We start from the raw sequence: 16,446 nt of genomic DNA, 5'->3' as shown, positions 1-16,446 counted from the left end.
GCCAAGGACTTCACACCTTCGTTCCCCGTTACATCGGCTTGTGATCTCCGCGTCCTTCCGAACACGTTTTGCCGCCGCATAGCCCATGCCATAGTCGTGGAACCTGAACCGTCAGTTGCATTCATGCGAGGGGCCTTCGACCATGACCACGACCAACGCGCGTGAGCCGAGAGTGCACCCGGTCCCGATCCTGTCGCTCCGGCCGACGCAGATGACGGTCGGCATGCGCGAGGTCAAGGAGAAGCGGAAGCGCTGGCGCGAGCATGACAAGAAGAAGCAGGCCGATCTTCTCGGCAAGCACATGATCCCCGTCGTCTACGGCCCAGACGCGCGGTACTATGTGATCGACCATCATCATCTCGGCCGCGCGCTGCACGACGAAGGCGTCAAGGAGGTGCTGGTGACCATCGTCGGCGACCTCCGCATGGTCGAGCGCGAGGCCTTCTGGGGCGTGATGGACAACAAGCGTTGGGTCTATCCTTACGACGCCAAGGGCGAACGGCGACAGTTCCGCGACCTGCCCAAATCGGTTGCCGATCTCAAGGACGATCCGTTCCGCAGCCTTGCCGGCGAATTGCGCCGCCTGGGCGGCTTCGCCAAGGACACCACGCCGTTCTCCGAATTCCTGTGGGCCGATTTCCTGCGCCGAAAAGTCTCGCGCAAGACGGTGGAGGCCGATTTCGACAAGGCGATCGAGAAGGCGATGTCCGCAGCCAAGAGCAAGGACGCGATCTATCTGCCCGGCTGGTGCGGTCCGGAGGACGATGATTAGGGGCGTCGGGAATCGCGTGCGGTGATGCCTCACATCAGTCGCGCTGGAAGATCCTGGCGCCGGGATAGGCGCGGCGGGCGTAAGTGACCACCAGCGCGCGGTCCTGAGTGTCCAGGAAGGGCGTTCGGATCTGGCTCGACCCGACGATGAGATGCCACAGGCCATTGAGCTTCTGGATCACGATCTTCATTTGAATAGTCCTTGATGACTCCCATTCCAGCGAATGCTGCTGGTCGCCGCAGTGCTTAGGATCATGTCCGCGGATGTAGAATTCCCAACACGGCCGCGCTCCGCTGCAAAATACGTCGACCATTGTTAGTTGGTTACGGAATGCGTCCAGATAAGCCGGATCCCATCACAGGCGCTTGAGTGAAATCAATTTCCGCGCCCATGAAACCGTCCTGAAACAGAGCAGTCCCATTTCTATGGGGTAGACGAGCTCACACAGGAGGCGAACATGCGCCGTCTGGCTTTCGTAATTGCGTTGCTCGCGGTCGCTTCTGCAGGGATTTCGGCATCGTTTGCCGCAGTTCACCACGCGAAGTCGTTGACGTTCGCGGAGCGCTTTGCTCCGGCGCTCGAGTTGATGGCGAAGCGGTAAAGCATGATCCGGAAAAGTGCGCAGCGGTTTTCCGAAAAGATCATGCTTAAACAACAACCTAAAGCGCGATGACGATTCATCCTGATCGCATCGCGCTTTAGCGGCATAGCGGCTGATCGCTTCGACGTGGACATCAGGTCGCACCCGTCGACCGGCCGCACGCGGCGATGGCCGGATCAGGCTTGACCTGCCGCAAGTCTGCCTCGCTTTGACCGGTTAGAGTCTGCCTGCATGGTTGCAGAAGCAGCGTTGTGCCCCGACGTCGCGGGCCCGGGCTCCAAGTCATGCAAGACTGGAGGCACGGCCGTGAGCATCATCTTTCGCATCGTCTTTATCGTCGCCGGCGCGGTCACCGCGCTGTTCGTCGCGCGCGATGCCCTGAACTTCACCATCATCCAGACCTTCGTCGCCGTCCTGCTCGTGACAGCCGTCGTGGGGGCTGGAAGTCTCTGGAGCATGCGGCGGAAGACGTGAGCAGGACAGAAAGCGGCGGTTCGGCCGGGCTCAGCGAAACCGAGGCCCGGCTGCGGCTGCAACAGGAAGGTTACAACGAACTGCCACGGCCCGAACGGCGCACGCCGCTGCGCATCGTGCTGGAGGTGTTGCGCGAGCCGATGCTCGCCCTCCTTCTGTGTGGCGGGCTGGTCTACCTGCTGCTCGGCGACCTCCGCGAGGCGCTGCTCCTCCTGGCATTCGGCGCGATCTCCGTCGTGATTACGATCGTGCAGGAAACCCGCACCGAGCGCGTGCTGGAGGCGTTGCGAGAGCTGACCAGTCCGCGAGCGCTCGTGGTCAGGGACGGGGAGCGTCGGCGCATCGCGGGCCGGGACGTCGTTCGCGGCGATCGCCTCGTCCTGGCCGAGGGCGATCGGATTCCAGCGGATGCGGTACTCGTCAGCGCGCGTGATCTGGCGGTCGATGAGTCCCTGCTGACCGGAGAATCGGTCCCGGTTCGCAAGCAGGCCGTCAAGACGCCGGTCGCCAAAGCTTCCTTGACTGAAAAGGCCGCCTTGGCTGAGCATCGCCCGGGCGGCGATGACCTGCCTTTCGTGTATTCGGGCTCGCTGGTCGTGCGAGGCGAGGGCCTCGCCGAGGTCGAGGCCACCGGCCCTCGCAGCGAGATCGGGAAGATCGGACTGTCGCTGCATGGCTTGCAGCCGGAGCCGCCGCGGCTGCAGCAGCAGACCGCACGGCTCGTACGGCTTTGCTTTCTCGGCGGCGCGGCGATCAGCCTGGCCGCCGTCCTGCTTTACGGAACGTTGCGCGGGGATTGGCTGCAGGCGATGCTCGGAGGCATCGCGATCGGCATGTCCATGCTGCCTGAGGAGTTTGCCGTCGTCCTCACGGTGTTCATGGCCATGGGCGCCTGGCGGATCTCGAAGGCGCGGGTGCTGACGCGGCGCGCGGCCGCGATCGAGGTGCTCGGCTCCGCCACGGTGCTGTGCACCGACAAGACCGGCACGCTGACACAGAACCGGATGTCGGTTGCGGAGCTGAGGCTACGCGATGGGACGAGCGTGCGCCCCGTGTCTTCGCAGCCAGCGCCCGTGGGAGCGGAGTTTTTCGAGCTGGCGCGTTGCAGTGCTCTAGCGAGCTCGCCCGAACCATTCGATCCGATGGAGAAGGCCCTGCATGCGTTCGCGCAGGCGAGCCTGCCGGAGGATGATGAAACCCCGGGCGCTCGGACCTTGATCCGCACCTACGGCCTGCGCCCCGAGCTGCTGGCGATGACCCAGGTTTGGCAATCGTCCCAGGGAGTGTTCGCCTCGGCCAAAGGTGCTCCCGAAGCGATTGCGCGCCTCTGCAAGTTGGATGGTGCGGACCAGGACGCGATGCGGGATGCGGTCGCGGCGATGGCGAAGGACGGTCTTCGCGTGCTCGGTGTGGCCGCCGCGACCTGCGACGGCGAGGCCCTGCCGGGCTCGCAGGAAGGTTTTTCCTTTCGCTTCCTCGGTCTGGTCGGGTTGGCCGATCCGCTTCGTCCGCACGTCCCCGAGGCGGTGGCCGAATGTCGCTCGGCCGGCATCCGCGTCGTCATGATTACGGGCGACTATCCGGCGACCGCCATGGCGATCGCCAGGCAGGCCGGGCTCGACGTCAACGAGGTCGCGGCCGGTGAGCAGATCAGGCTCGCGGACGAGAGCGCGCTGGAGGCCCTCGTCAGGAACGTGAACGTGTTCGCGCGGGTCCTGCCGGAGCAGAAGCTGCGGATCGTTCAGGCGATGAAGCGCAACGGCGAGATCGTCGCGATGACCGGCGACGGCGTCAACGACGCGCCGTCCCTGAAGGCGGCCCATATCGGGATCGCGATGGGTGGCCGCGGCACCGATGTCGCCCGTGAGGCATCCTCGATCGTCCTGCTCGACGACGATTTCGGCTCCATCGTCGCATCCATCCGGCTGGGGCGCCGGATCTACGACAATCTCCGCAAGGCGATGGCCTTCATTTTCGCCGTCCACGTTCCGATCGCGGGGCTCGCCCTGCTTCCGCTGGTTTTCGGGCTGCCTCTGATTCTCGGACCCGTTCACATTGCGTTTCTGGAGCTGATCATCGACCCGGTCTGCTCGCTCGTGTTCGAAGCCGAGCGGGAGGAGCGCGATGTCATGACGCGCCCGCCGCGGCGCGCCGATGCGGAATTGTTCTCGTGGGCTTTGGTCGGCTGGAGCATCCTTCAAGGCGTCATGGCATTTGCCTTGATCGCCGTGATTTTCGTCGTTGCGCTTCGTTCCGGTATTCCACCCGACGAGGCGCGCACGCTGGCTTTCATCGCGCTGGTCGTCTGCGTCGTCGCGCTGGTGCTGGTCAACCGGTCCTTCAGCGCGTCGTTCTTGTCAGCGTTCTTCCGTCCGAATCCGGCTTTGCTCTGGATATTCCTGTCGATCGCGCTCGTTCTGGCCGCGGCCCTGTTTTGGTCACCCGCGTCCAGTCTGTTTCGTTTCGGTCCTCTGCACCTCGACGATCTCATGGTCACGCTCGGCGCGGGATTGCTGGTGCTCACGGTGCTCGAATTGCTGAAACCCATATGGGCACGACGCTTACGATTCTAGATCGTGACGCGGCAGGTCGATCGCTCATCGCGGCGCGCGGCGGGAATCGTTCAGCGTCGGGAATTCGTGCAGCCAACGGAAGACGCCTGCGAGATGCTGACGTCGTTTCATTAGAACAGGTCTAGTCTACATAGATTCTACGACGTGAATGTCCGAAAGACTTTGATTGTGCGTTCGGAGTCTTTGCATGGTCGTCCCCGTAAATTCGGGGACTGGGAATGCTGGAATTTGTGTTTGACGCACGCGCAACGAAGCGCGGATGCGTGTCGACGTTGTGCGGTCTTCTCGTGCTTCCTCCCGCCATCGCCTTTGGCGACAACGCGCAAGCCCAGGGCGTGAGTGGAGCATCGGATCTTCCGCCCGTCGTGGTCGAGCAAGGCCGCGCGAACAAGCGTCAGGTCACGACATCGCGCAGCTCGCGATCTGCGAGTGTCCGACGTGCGCGATCACACGTGGCAGGACAGGCTGCCGAGGCCGGTTCTCAGCCGGCCTCCGCTGCGGTGGAACGCGGTACGGATCCGGTGAAGGGGTTTGTGCCCGTCGTCAGCTCGGCTGCGATGAAGTCCGACACACCTATTCTTGAGACACCTCAATCCGTTTCGGTGGTCAGCCGCGATCAGCTCGATGCGCGCTCGGCCACGACGCTTGTCGAAGGATTGCAGTATGTCGCAGGTCTCGCCATCCAGCCGGGCGGCAAAGACCCGCGCTTCGACAACGTCTTCATCCGCGGCTTCGACAACAATGGCTACGGTGCCTATCGCGACGGGCTTCGTGAGGTCGGCGATCCCAACTTCTTGTCGCTGTTCCGCAACGAGCCCTACGGCTTCGAACGCATCGACGTCATCAAGGGACCGAGCTCGGTCATGTACGGGCAGGGCGCGCCGGGCGGCCTCGTTGACGTCATCAGCAAGCGGCCGCCCGAACGGGCCTTCGGCGAGATCGTCGGCCAGTTCGGCAATTACAACCGCTTCCAGGGCGCTTTCGATTTCGGCGGTCCCGCGACCAAGGACGGTACGCTGCTCTATCGGCTGACCGGCGTGTTCAGGGATTCCGATGCGCAGATCGCGAACTTCTCGAATTTCGTGAAGGACAACCGGACCTATATCGCCCCGGCCGTGACCTGGAAGCCGACCAACGATACGACGCTGACCATTCTCGCCGACTACACGCACGATGTGACTGGAAATGCCTTTCCGCTGTCGATGGTCCATGTGACGGGCGGGAAGGTCACCGGCATCACGGCATTGCCGGTGTTTCTCGGCGACCCCAGCTACAACAAATTCGACCAGGAGCAGGAGCGTGTCGGCTACCAACTCGAGCACCGCTTCAACAACAACCTGATCTTCGAATCCAAGGCTCGTTATGGCCACACCGAGCTCGATTATCGGTATCTGACGTTCATCGGAACTCCGCTCGATACGACCACGGTTTTTCCGCGACGTTCGATGCGTATCCGGGAGCAGATCGATACCCTGTCGACCGACAACCACCTGATCAGCAAGTTCAGCACCGGGCCGCTCCAACATACGGTGGTCTCCGGCGTCGACTATCTGACGTTCAACATGACGGACCGGACCTATTTCGGAGCTGCACCGCCGCTGAGCAAGATCAATCCAGTCTATGACCAAACCATCGCGGTTCCGACTGCGCTCACCGCCCCCTCGGCGAACCAGACGATCGACCAAGTCGGCGTCTATGCGCAGGACCAGATGAAGATCCAGAACTGGATCTTCACGTTGGGCGGACGTTACGACGCCTCGGAACAGAACACCTACGCCTTGGCGACCAACAAGACCACCGACACCAAGGACACGGCCTTCACCAAGCGAGGAGCCGTCTCCTACGTGTTCGATTCCGGAGTGGCGCCTTACTACAGCTATTCGGAATCGTTTCTGCCGACGCCGGGCACGGACTTTGCGGGCAGCCCGTTCAAGCCGACGAGGGCGCAGCAGCATGAGATCGGCGTCAAATATCAACCGTCGCGGACCTTGTTGATGACGGTGGCGCTGTATGACTTGACGCGGCAAAACTCGCTCACGAGCGATCCATCGCATCTCGGCTTCTCGGTCCAACTCGGCGAAGTGAATTCGCGCGGCTTCGAGTTCGAGACGCTGGCGCAGATCATGCCCGGGCTGAACCTGGTGGCGACCTACACCAACCAGGATGTGAAGGTGACGCAGAGCACTGGCACCGACCTCGGCAAGGTGCCGACGCTGGTCGCCCGCCAGATGGCGTCGGCCTATCTCGACTACACTATCCAGGGCGGCACATGGGATGGCTGGGGTCTTGGCGGCGGCGTCCGCTACAACGGGCCGACCTTCGCCGATATCACCAACACCATCGTCAACGAGGGCTACGTCGTGTTCGATGCCGGCCTGCATTATCGCCAGCCGAAGGGCGTCAACCTGGCGCTCAACGTGAAGAACATCGCCGATCGCGTCACGCTTGCCTGCACGGCGAACGGCGGCTGCCAATACACCAGCCCGCGCACCATCGCGGGCACCGTCAGCTATCGCTGGTAGAGATCATGGTTCAGGCACGCACGATCCGGCTATGGTCGCGCATTCACACCTGGACGTCGCTGGTGTGCATGCTGTTTCTGCTGATGCTGTGCGTGACCGGGCTTCCGCTGGTCTTCCACGACGAGATCGACGATCTGCTCGAGGATGAGATCGCGGCGCCCGCCATGCCGGAGGGAACGCCGCGTCTCTCGCTCGACCGGATGATCGCTGCGGCTCAAGCGCGCTTTCCGGGGCACTACGTCCTGCTTCTCAATCTCAAGCAGACGGAGCCGCTGGTGACGGTCGCGGTGTCTCCGACCGCTGTCCCGGCGCCGGGTAACTTCCATCGTCTAACGTTCGATGCGCGGACGGGCGAAATGCTCGGGGAGGAGGCTTCACATCAGAGCGTCATGGATTTCGTGTTGCGAATTCACAAGGACATGTTTGCAGGCCTGCCGGGCGAATTGTTTCTCGGCGCGATGGGTCTCGTGTTCGCCGCGTCGATCATCTCCGGCGTGATCGTCTATTGGCCGTTCATGCGCCGGCTCGATTTCGGCACGATCCGACGGCGATCATCGCCTCGCGCCGAATGGCTCGACACCCATAATCTCTTCGGCATCGTTACCGTGACCTGGGCGACGGTGGTGGGTCTCACCGGCATGATCAACACGCTGGCGACGCCGCTGTTCGACCTGTGGCGCGCGCAGTTGATCCCGGTCTTGCTGGCGCCTCATCTCGGCAAGCCCGTGGCTCCGATCCCGTCGGTTCAGACTGCCGTCGAGCTCGTCCGCGCGAGATTTCCGGATCGTCTGGTCACCTCGGTGACGATGCCGACATCGGCACGCTTCGGCAGCCCGCAGCACTTGGTCATCTGGACCAAGGGCGCGACGCCCTTCACGGCGCGCATGCTCCAGCCGATGCTCGTCGACGCCAATGACGGCAAGACGATCGTGGCCCCCGAGGTGCCCTGGTATCTGAAGACGCTTCAGGTCTCGCGCCCGCTGCATTTCGGGGACTATGGCGGGCTTCCGCTGAAAATCATTTGGGCGCTGCTGGACTTCATCACGATCATCGTCCTCGTCAGCGGGATCTATCTCTGGATCGCGCGGCGGAAATCCTCGGTCCGCCGCAAGCGGCTCGACGCGGGCCGGTCCGCGGCAGTCGGCGTCTAGTCCTATGGCCATTCCCTCCCGGAACCAGCCTCGGGTCCACAGAAGCGCATGGGATGTCTTCCGCTGGCCTGTCCTTGTCGGCGTCATCTGCGGCGCAGGGCTCGGCCTTGCGCTCGTCGGAGACGGTGCGTGGGACGCTCTTTCGTGGCTGGCGTTGTCGCTGCCGGTCGTTCTGGCCATCTTCTGCTGGCGTCGCGCGGGTCAACCGCGCTGAGGTCTATGGATGCCGATCGGGCTCTGACAAATGGCGTGCTTCGATGTCGCGGCCGACGTCACGTCTCTCATCCTTGCCGCCAAGCATCCGATGCAGCCAGCGCTCGACACGGCGGCCGATGGTGAGCAGCACGAAAGCGAAGGCCAGCGCGACTAGCACTATTTTCCATTGCCCGGCGCCGCACGCAATGCCGAGACAGGCGGCGAGGAAGGTGCAGGCCGCGCTGGTTAGGCCGCGCACGCGAAAACGATCGCTCTCGTGGACGATGACGCCGGCTCCGAGAAAGCCGATGCCGGTCAGGATGCCCTGGATCACACGGCTCGTCGCATCGGTGATCTTGCCAGGCTCGGCGAACTGTACCGCGAGCAGCACGACGGCCGCGGTGGAGAGCCCGACGATGCCGAGCGTCTTCAGCCCGATCGGCTTGCCGTGCAAGTCGCGGTTCAGGCCGATCGCGCTACCGGCGAGCGTCGCGCTTCCGAGGCGCAGCAGAATTTCGGGCCAATCCAGTTCGGTCATGTTTTATCCGTCGCCCTCTCGGCACGCGTCCCATGAGGTTGCGCGCGGGCTATCATGGGGATGAAGCCGGCTTCGCGCCGGCAAAACATAGTCGATGCGAGCGAACCGCTCCAGAGGCCAAGCAAGGTCTCGTGCCCCGGACGCAGCGCAGCGCTCCCGGCGATGCGAAGCATCGTCCGGTGCGGTGCGCTGCTGAGCCGGGGCCCATGTCTCCGAGAGTGCCGTGATTGTGGCGTGGCTCTCGGCTCTGCGCAGCAGCGTTTCACGCTGCAGCGCGTCCGGGACACGAGAGTCTTTACCGCAGCGGCTTCTTCAGGAGCGAGAAGCGGTCCGGATCGAGCCCCATCGAGGGCTGCAGCATCGGGGCCTCGACGTTGGAGAGCGTCTTGGCGGGCGGAGCCGAGAACACAGGGTCGTTCGGCACGTCGCGCTGCGAGGTGGCGCCGCGCCAGCGTTCGAGCACGGCGCTGACGAAGTGCATGTCGTGGCCGGAGGTGACCGAAGGCACGCTGCTGATGGTGGCTTCGCCGCGAGGCAATTGGTGCGGTGGCACCTCCTTGAAGCGCAACCGGGTCGGTAGTGCGACGCCTTCGCCGAAGGCCAGCACTTCACGCGTGCCGAGCGAAGGCACGAAGGAGAGCAGGTTTGCGGCGGCGTCCGACACCGCGGCGCGCAGCAGCGCCTGGTCGCGCTCGTTGGCAAGACGCATCGTGAACAGCGTATTGCACTGGGAGATGATGGTGGCGTCGAGCTCGGCCGGACGCTGGGTGATGAGACCGAGATAGACGCCGTATTTGCGGCCTTCCTTGGCGATGCGCGACACCGCCTTGCGGGTCGGGCCGAAGCCGATGTTGCGGTCGGCGGAGGCGTAGCGATGCGCTTCCTCGCAGACGAACAGCAGCGGCGAGACGCCGTCGCTCCACAGGCCGAAATCGAAGGCCATGCGGCACAGCACCGAGACGACGGAATCGATGACCTCGGCCGGGAAGCCGGCGAGCTGCATCACCGTCATCGGCTTGCCGTTCGCCGGCAGGCGGAACAGATGGCTGATGACCTCGGCCATGGTGTCGCCGCCGACATTGGCGTTGTCGAACATGAAGGCGTAGCGGGGGTCGTTGCGCACCGCTTCGATGCGCGAGATCAGCTTGTGATAGATGATGCGCGAGGAGCGGTTCTCGAGCTTGCCCATGCGCTCGTCGATCAGCGACATCAGGTCGACCAGGCGGTACGGCACCGGGGTGTCGACGGTGTAGCCGATCTGCTTGGGATCGATGCGCTTGAGGCCGATGCGGTCGGCGTTCTGGTATTGGGTGTACACCCCCTTGGCGAGCGGGATCACCTCGGCCAGGATGTCGAGCTCCTCGGGCACGCCGGCGCGGCCGCCGAACAGCACGTCGACGATTTCCTCGAAATTGAACAGCCAGAACGGCAGCTTCAGGTTTCGCGGGTTGAGCACCAGCGCGCGGTCGCCGAAGCAACGGCCATATTCGTTGTGCACGTCCAGCAGGAAGATGCGCAGGTTCGGGCGCGCCTTCAGGATCTCGTTGAGCAGCAGCGACACGCCGGTGGATTTGCCGACGCCGGTCGATCCCAGCACTGCAAAATGCTTGGACAGCATTTCCTCGACATCGACATAGGCGACGACCGAGCGATCCTGCTGGAGGAAGCCGACATTGATCTGGTCCGAGCCGGTCGGCGCGTAGATCGTGCGCAGCTCCTGGCTGGTAATCAGATCGACGGAATCGCCGATGGTCGGATAGTTGGTGACGCCGCGCTGGAATTTCGGCTTGTCGCTGGCGTTGAGGATCTCGCCGAGCAGGTCGACCGAGGCAACCGCGATATAACTGTCGCTGCTCGACAGGTTCTCGCAGGACACCTCGGTGATCATCGCAACGATGACCGAGCTGGCGCTGCGAATACTAACGAAGCGGCCGACGGTCGCCCGAACTTCCGAGATCGGCATCTGGCTTTCTGCCAGCAGCCCGACCCGGGCCAGCGATCCGCGAACCGAAATCACGCGTCCAAAGGATGTCACGATGAATGAACCTGGCGAGAGCGAGGGATTTGCCCGGACTATGCGCGGCCGCGGCTGCACAAACGGTTAAGCGCCAGGCGCGGGCACTTCGTTAAATCCGCGACAATTCGGCCGCGAGGTTTGTTCCGATTGCATACTTACTGGCGGAAACGGCGGGAAATTGGCGCAATTTCGCGCCATTGGCGCCGATAGGCAATTAAGGAACACTTTACCATCCGGCCAGTCAGTTCCACCGTTCGGGGGACGTCTTCCTTCCACCCAGGGGGTGTTTGATTTGTTGACGGGACCTAATCATTTGTACATTAGTACAAATAGGCTGGCGGGCATCGTGACCGTCTCCGGGCGCTGAGCGCGTTGCAGCCTTGCGCCCGATGACGCGATCCGGTCGGCGGATCGCCAGCTGTGCCCTGGAGGAAAGCATGCAGCCCGAACCGATCCTCGATCTCGCTCATCTCGGCCATATGGAGCTGCTGACGCCCAAGCCGGATGAGAGCCTGAAATTCTTCGTCGACGTCATGGGCATGACTGTCAGCGGCCAGAAGGGCGAGTCGGTTTACTTACGCGGCTGGGACGATTACGAGCGCTATTCGCTCAAGCTCACGGCGTCCAAGACTTCGGGCATGGAGCACATGGCGCTGCGCGCGCGCAGCCAGCAGGCGCTCGACCGCCGCGTCGCCGCGCTAAAAGGCTCCGGCTTCGACATCGGCTGGATCGACGGCGACATGGGGCAGGGGCCGACCTTCCGCTGCCGCGACCCTGACGGCCACATCGTCGAGCTCTATTACGAGACCGAATGGTATCAGGCGCCGCCCGAGCTGAAGCCGGCGCTGAAGAACCAGGCGCAGCGGTTTCCCGCGCGCGGCGTCAATGTCCGCCGCCTCGATCATCTCAACTGCCTCGCCGTCGACATCAAGGCCAACCGTGAGTTCTTCGAGAATTACCTCGGCTGCCGCCTCACCGAGCAGATCGTGCTCAACGACGGCCGGGAAGCAGCGATGTGGCTGACGATGTCGAACAAGAGCTACGATTTCGCCTATTCGCTCGACCATTCAGGCGTGCCGGGTCGCTTCCACCACGTCACCTACGCGCTCGACAGCCGCGAGGAAATTCTGCGCGCTGCCGACATCTTCCTGGAGAACGGCATCCACATCGAGACCGGCCCGCACAAGCACGCGATCCAGCAGACCTTCTTCCTCTACGTCTACGAGCCCGGCGGCAACCGCGTCGAAGTCGCCAATGCCGGCGCCCGCCTGATCCTCGCGCCGGACTGGAAGCCGATCGTGTGGACCGAGGAGGAGCGCAAGAAGGGCCAGGCGTGGGGGCTGAAGACGATCGAGTCCTTCCACACCCACGGCACGCCGCCGGTGGACGTGAAGAAGCAAGCTTAGTGGATTGAATTGCGCACCCGCGCAATCGTCTCGCGCACGCCGGTCCACGCCGGCTTGTCCGGCGCGAACTGGCCGCGCAGGAAGCTGACGAGCTCCTCCACCTGCGCGTCGCTCATGCTGTTCCTGAATGCGGGCATGTAGCCGAAGTCGCTCGACACCGGCTCGGCGATACCGTGCAGGATCACCTGCACGAGATTGTCCGATGTCGCGCTGTGCAGATTGCTGTTGAGCGCGAGCGAGGGACGGCTGCCGAACAGCGGCAGGCCGCCGACCTCGTGGCAGACGGCGCAGGCGCCCTGATAGAGCCGCGCGCCGGTGGACGAGGCGACGGTGACTTGCGTTGCGCCCTCGAGTTTTACCGCGAGCGCAGGCGCATCGGCCGCAGTGTCGTTGAACGAGTTGAGATAGACCGCCATCGCGCGGATATCCTGATCGGGCAGGGCCTTGAGGTCCCTGACAACAGGCGCCATCGGGCCGGCGGCCACGCCGTGATAGCGTGAATGTCCCGTTCGCAAGTAAGCGTAAAGCTCGTCCTCGCTCCATGGGATCGGCGCGTGTGAGCGCGAAGTCAGCGGCGGCGCTTCCCAGCCTTCGGCGAAGCCACCGGCGAGATAGGCATTGCGCTGCTCGGCGCCGAGCGCGTTGCGCGGCGTGTGGCAGCCGCTGCAATGGCCGAGGCCCTCGACGAGATAGGCGCCGCGATTCCAGGCCTCGGACTTGGTGGGATCGGGCTTGAATTCCTTTGCCTGGTGGAAGAGCGCATTCCAACCCGCGAGCAGCGGGCGCAGGTTGAACGGGAAGGCGAGCGTGTTCGCCGGCGCCGTCGCGCGCACTGCAGGCTGCGCCATCAGATAGGCATAGAGCGCCTGAAGGTCGGCTTCGCTTGTCTTGGAGAAGTGTGTGTAGGGAAATGTAGGATAGAGCTGCCGGCCGTCGCGATGCAAGCCGTCGCGCATTGCGCGCTCGAAGGCGGGATAGGACCAGGCGCCGATGCCGGTCTCGACGTCGGAGGTGATGTTGGTTGAATAGATCGTGCCGAATGGCGTCTCCAATACGCGGCCGCCGGCATTGAGTACGCCGCCGATATTGGTGTGGCACTCCGCGCAATTGCCGAGCGCAGCAAGCTGCTCTCCCCGTGCGATCGTCGCGGCTGAATAGACCGATGCGTCGGGTCGCGCGATCGGCGCAATCGCGCGCCCCGGCAGCAGCGCCGCGCCGATGCCGATCGCGGCAGTGCAGACGGCGGCAATCGCCGCGAAGAGGCTGGCGCGTTTGGCGAAGGGATTCTGCCAGATGCGCGACGGCGGCGGCGGCGCGGCGGGCGCGGGCAGGGCCTGCGGCACGGGCGATGTTTCACCGTGCAATCCCCTCAGGATGCGTTCGGGCGTAAAGGGCGGCTCGCGAAAGCGCACGCCGGTGGCATCGAAGATCGCATTCGCTATCGCCGCCGCGCTCGGGACCGACGCGGATTCGCCGACGCCGAGCGGTGGCTGGTCCTGACGCGGCAGCATCAGCACGTCGATCTTGGGCACGTCGGGGAAAGGGATGATCGGATAGGCGCCCCATTCGCGCGCCGCCACCGCGCCGCGCTCGAACGAGACTTCCTCCATCAGCGCGCGGCTGGTGGACTGGATGACGTTGCCGTGGATCTGGTGGCGGACGCCGTCCGGATTGATCATCAATCCGGAATCCTGTCCCGCAACCACGCGCGTCACGCTGACATCGCCGGTCGATTTGTTCACCGCGACGTCGGCAATCCAGGCCGACCACGCCGCGCCGTAGCCGGGAAACTTGCTGTGGACGTAGAGCGCATAGGCAAAGCCGCGCCCGTGCACGATCTCGCCGTCCTTCTTTTCGCGCACCGGCCGCGGCGTCCAGCCCGCGCGCTCGGCCACGGCATTGACGAGATCGACGGCGCGCTGGTCCTTGAGGTAGCGCAGGCGGTATTCGATCGGATCGACGCCGGCCTCGGTCGCGGCTTCGTCGATGTAGGATTCGTGCGCAAAGGTGTTCGGCAGCGCGGAGACACCGCGGAACCAGGAGGCGCGGACGATCGGCGGCATGTCATGGGCGACGACGCGCATGTGGTCGTAATCGTAGGGCGGGATCGCCGTGCGGTCGCCCATCTGCAGCACGGCAGGCTCGGATGGAATGCGACCGGTGAGCAGCAGCGCCAGCGTCGGCGCAGCGTTCGAGGGATAACGCGTGGCGAGATCATACGCTGCGATACCGCCGTCCGCATCCAGACCGCCATTGACGTCGATGAGCTGCGCGGTGCCCTTGGGCTCCCAGGCGTGCTCCTGCTCGCGTGTCAGCTGCACGCGCACCGGCCGCCCGACGGCGCGCGACAGCAGCAAGGCATCGGCAGTGACATCGTCAGCGCAGTTGCGCCCGTAGCAGCCGGCGGCTTCCAGCCGGATCACCTCGACCTCGCTCTCGGGACGCTCGACCAACAATGCGAGGTCGCTGCGCAGCACGTGCGGATTTTGCGTGCCCGACCAGACCCGGATATTGCCGTCCTGAAAATCCGCGACGGCGCAGGACGGGCCGATCGAGGCGTGCATCTGATACGGCCACACGTAAGTGCGCTGCATCGGCTTGGCTGCGCCTGATATCGCCGCATCGACGTCGCCCTTGTCGATCAGCGTGCGCGGCGTCGATGGATTGGCGCGCAGCGCGGTCTCGACGTCGGAAAGATCGGTCAACGCCGGCGTCGGCTTCCAGCTGACTGCAAGCTGCTCGGCCGCACGGATCGCATTTTCCTCACGCTCGGCGACGATTCCGACGAAGTCGCCGATGCGCACCACGGCGACAAGCCCGTGAATGTCGCGCACCGAGGATTCATCGACCGCGATCAGGCTGGTGCCGACGAACGGACCGGCATCGACGCCGGCATAGGGCGGGCGCACCACGCGGCCGTGCAGCATGCCGGGGACACGGATATCGTGGACGAAGGTCAATTCGCCCGTGGCCTTGGCGGGCAGGTCGACGCGCGGCATCGACTGGCCGACGATGGCATAATCGCCGACCGCCTTGACGGTGACGTCGTCGGCCAGCTCCAGGCGGATCGTCTCGTCGCCGATCAATTCGCCGTAGCTGACGCTGCGATTGTCGTGCCCGCGCACGAGGCCGTCCTCGATCCTGAGATCGGCCGCCGACAGTTCCAGCCGCTCGGCCGCGCGCGCGATCAGGAAGTGGCGCGCTTGCGCCGCGGCCTTGCGCAGGGGAACAGCGGTGATCTGGATGGTCTCGCTCGCGATCGTCGCGCCCTGGTTCGGCACCACCGCAGTGTCGCCGAGCACCACGACGACGCGCGCAAAGGACACATCCAGCTCCTCGGCGACGATCTGGCCGAGCGCGGTACGGATGCCGGTGCCGAGATCGACATGGCCGTTATAGGCGCTGACCGAGCCATCCGCAGTGATGCGGATGAACGTCTCGGATGTGAGCTCGTCCACGGTGCGGGCAACGACGAGCGAGCCGGATTGGCGCTCAGCTCCATCAGGGGCAGGGGAGGCCATCAATCAACGGCCTCGGTGAGCTGGCCGGAAGCGCGCATCACGGCGCGCAGGATTTCGACATGTGTGCCGCAGCGGCAGAGATTGTAGCGCAGCGCCGCCAGCGCCTCCTGTTCGGTCGGCCGCGGGTTGATCGCGAGCAGCGCCTTGGTGGTCATGATCATGCCGTTGAGGCAATAGCCGCATTGCGCAGCCTGTTCATCGATGAAGGCCTGCTGCACCACGTCAGGCTTGTCGCGCGTGCCGAGCCCTTCGAGCGTCACGATGTCGCGGCCGGCGCAGCCGCTGATGGGAATCACGCAGGCGCGGGCCGCGGCCCCATCGATCAGGACAGCACAGGTGCCGCATTCGCCGAGGCCGCAACCATATTTCGGTCCGTTGAGCGCGAGGTCGTTGCGCAGCACGTAGAGCAGCGGCGTCTCCGGCGCTGCAGCGACCTCGTGGATCCTCCCGTTCACGGTGAGGCGGATCGGTGTCTGCGTCATCCTCGTTTCCAAGCGCTCGGCCAAGTCATGGCGAAAATCTCCATCGCGACGATACCGTTTGTACACAAACGTGCAAGCCATGCATGCCGCACTGCAGCGCGACTGCCTTCTTTGTGGACAGAGCGGATAGGCAAATGAGGTTTTATGCAGCAGCGGCATCTTTTGCGCTGCACCGCCGCTTGACAGCTATCCGG

The 16,446-nt window shown here is 64.2% G+C and carries 11 protein-coding genes; 6 read left to right on the top strand and 5 right to left on the bottom strand.

The genetic code is table 11. The features are described 5' to 3' along the window. Window positions 1-142 precede the first annotated feature (142 nt). Window positions 143-772 carry a ParB-like protein gene (locus CV770_RS05875; RefSeq protein ID WP_028145250.1) on the top strand — a complete coding sequence of 210 codons (630 nt, stop codon included), beginning with the start codon at window positions 143-145 and terminating at the stop codon, window positions 770-772. A 34-nt stretch (window positions 773-806) separates the two neighbouring features. Here the strand turns inward: CV770_RS05875 and CV770_RS42475 are convergent, their stop codons facing one another. Further along, complete coding sequence (locus tag CV770_RS42475; protein ID WP_165637160.1) at window positions 807-962, bottom strand: hypothetical protein; 156 nt, start codon at window positions 960-962, stop codon at window positions 807-809. A 267-nt stretch (window positions 963-1,229) separates the two neighbouring features. Here CV770_RS42475 and CV770_RS42470 point away from each other — a divergent pair, with 267 nt between their 5' ends. The 4 genes from CV770_RS42470 (at window position 1,230) to CV770_RS05850 (ending at window position 8,093) form a co-directional block, all read left to right on the top strand. Continuing rightward, complete coding sequence (locus CV770_RS42470) at window positions 1,230-1,373, top strand: hypothetical protein (RefSeq protein ID WP_162832236.1); 144 nt, start codon at window positions 1,230-1,232, stop codon at window positions 1,371-1,373. A 284-nt stretch (window positions 1,374-1,657) separates the two neighbouring features. Continuing rightward, window positions 1,658-4,420 (top strand): HAD-IC family P-type ATPase, encoded by a 2,763-nt coding sequence (locus CV770_RS05860; RefSeq protein ID WP_502693586.1) that lies wholly within the window; start codon window positions 1,658-1,660, stop codon window positions 4,418-4,420. A gap of 452 nt (window positions 4,421-4,872) precedes the next feature. Continuing rightward, window positions 4,873-6,942 carry a TonB-dependent siderophore receptor gene (locus tag CV770_RS05855; RefSeq protein WP_245453682.1) on the top strand — a complete coding sequence of 690 codons (2,070 nt, stop codon included), beginning with the start codon at window positions 4,873-4,875 and terminating at the stop codon, window positions 6,940-6,942. 5 nt (window positions 6,943-6,947) lie between these two features. Then, window positions 6,948-8,093 carry a PepSY-associated TM helix domain-containing protein gene (locus CV770_RS05850; RefSeq protein ID WP_104461633.1) on the top strand — a complete coding sequence of 382 codons (1,146 nt, stop codon included), beginning with the start codon at window positions 6,948-6,950 and terminating at the stop codon, window positions 8,091-8,093. 217 nt (window positions 8,094-8,310) lie between these two features. Here CV770_RS05850 and CV770_RS05840 read toward each other — a convergent pair whose 3' ends face one another. Together CV770_RS05840 and CV770_RS05835 are read right to left on the bottom strand one after the other, a co-directional pair. Further along, window positions 8,311-8,826 carry an MgtC/SapB family protein gene (locus CV770_RS05840; RefSeq protein WP_104461631.1) on the bottom strand — a complete coding sequence of 172 codons (516 nt, stop codon included), beginning with the start codon at window positions 8,824-8,826 and terminating at the stop codon, window positions 8,311-8,313. Window positions 8,827-9,121: 295 nt separating this feature from the next. Then, on the bottom strand, window positions 9,122-10,861 hold the full coding sequence (locus tag CV770_RS05835) for an ATP-binding protein (protein ID WP_026202466.1): 1,740 nt from the start codon (window positions 10,859-10,861) through the stop codon (window positions 9,122-9,124). Between the two features lie 419 nt (window positions 10,862-11,280). On the opposite strand from CV770_RS05835, the gene CV770_RS05830 reads away from it, so the two are divergent. Beyond that, window positions 11,281-12,249 (top strand): catechol 2,3-dioxygenase, encoded by a 969-nt coding sequence (locus CV770_RS05830; RefSeq protein ID WP_104461630.1) that lies wholly within the window; start codon window positions 11,281-11,283, stop codon window positions 12,247-12,249. On the opposite strand, the gene CV770_RS05825 is transcribed toward CV770_RS05830, so the two are convergent. Together CV770_RS05825 and CV770_RS05820 are read right to left on the bottom strand one after the other, a co-directional pair. Beyond that, the gene (locus tag CV770_RS05825) at window positions 12,246-15,770 is read right to left on the bottom strand and encodes a molybdopterin cofactor-binding domain-containing protein (RefSeq protein ID WP_104461629.1); all 3,525 of its coding nucleotides are present in this window, start codon (window positions 15,768-15,770) and stop codon (window positions 12,246-12,248) included. The two genes, CV770_RS05830 and CV770_RS05825, sit on opposite strands and share 4 nt — an antisense overlap. Continuing rightward, window positions 15,770-16,252, bottom strand: coding sequence for a (2Fe-2S)-binding protein (locus CV770_RS05820; protein WP_091954113.1), 483 nt, complete (start codon window positions 16,250-16,252; stop codon window positions 15,770-15,772). The genes CV770_RS05825 and CV770_RS05820 overlap by 1 nt, the downstream gene beginning before the upstream one ends. Between the last annotated feature and the right edge of the window lie 194 nt (window positions 16,253-16,446).

Source organism: Bradyrhizobium sp. AC87j1 (assembly GCF_002936975.1).
In the GTDB taxonomy this organism is placed as follows: Bacteria; Pseudomonadota; Alphaproteobacteria; order Rhizobiales; family Xanthobacteraceae; genus Bradyrhizobium; species Bradyrhizobium shewense.
The sequence above is the reverse complement of the archived record's forward strand: the minus strand, read 5'-3'. Positions and strand labels throughout refer to the sequence as shown.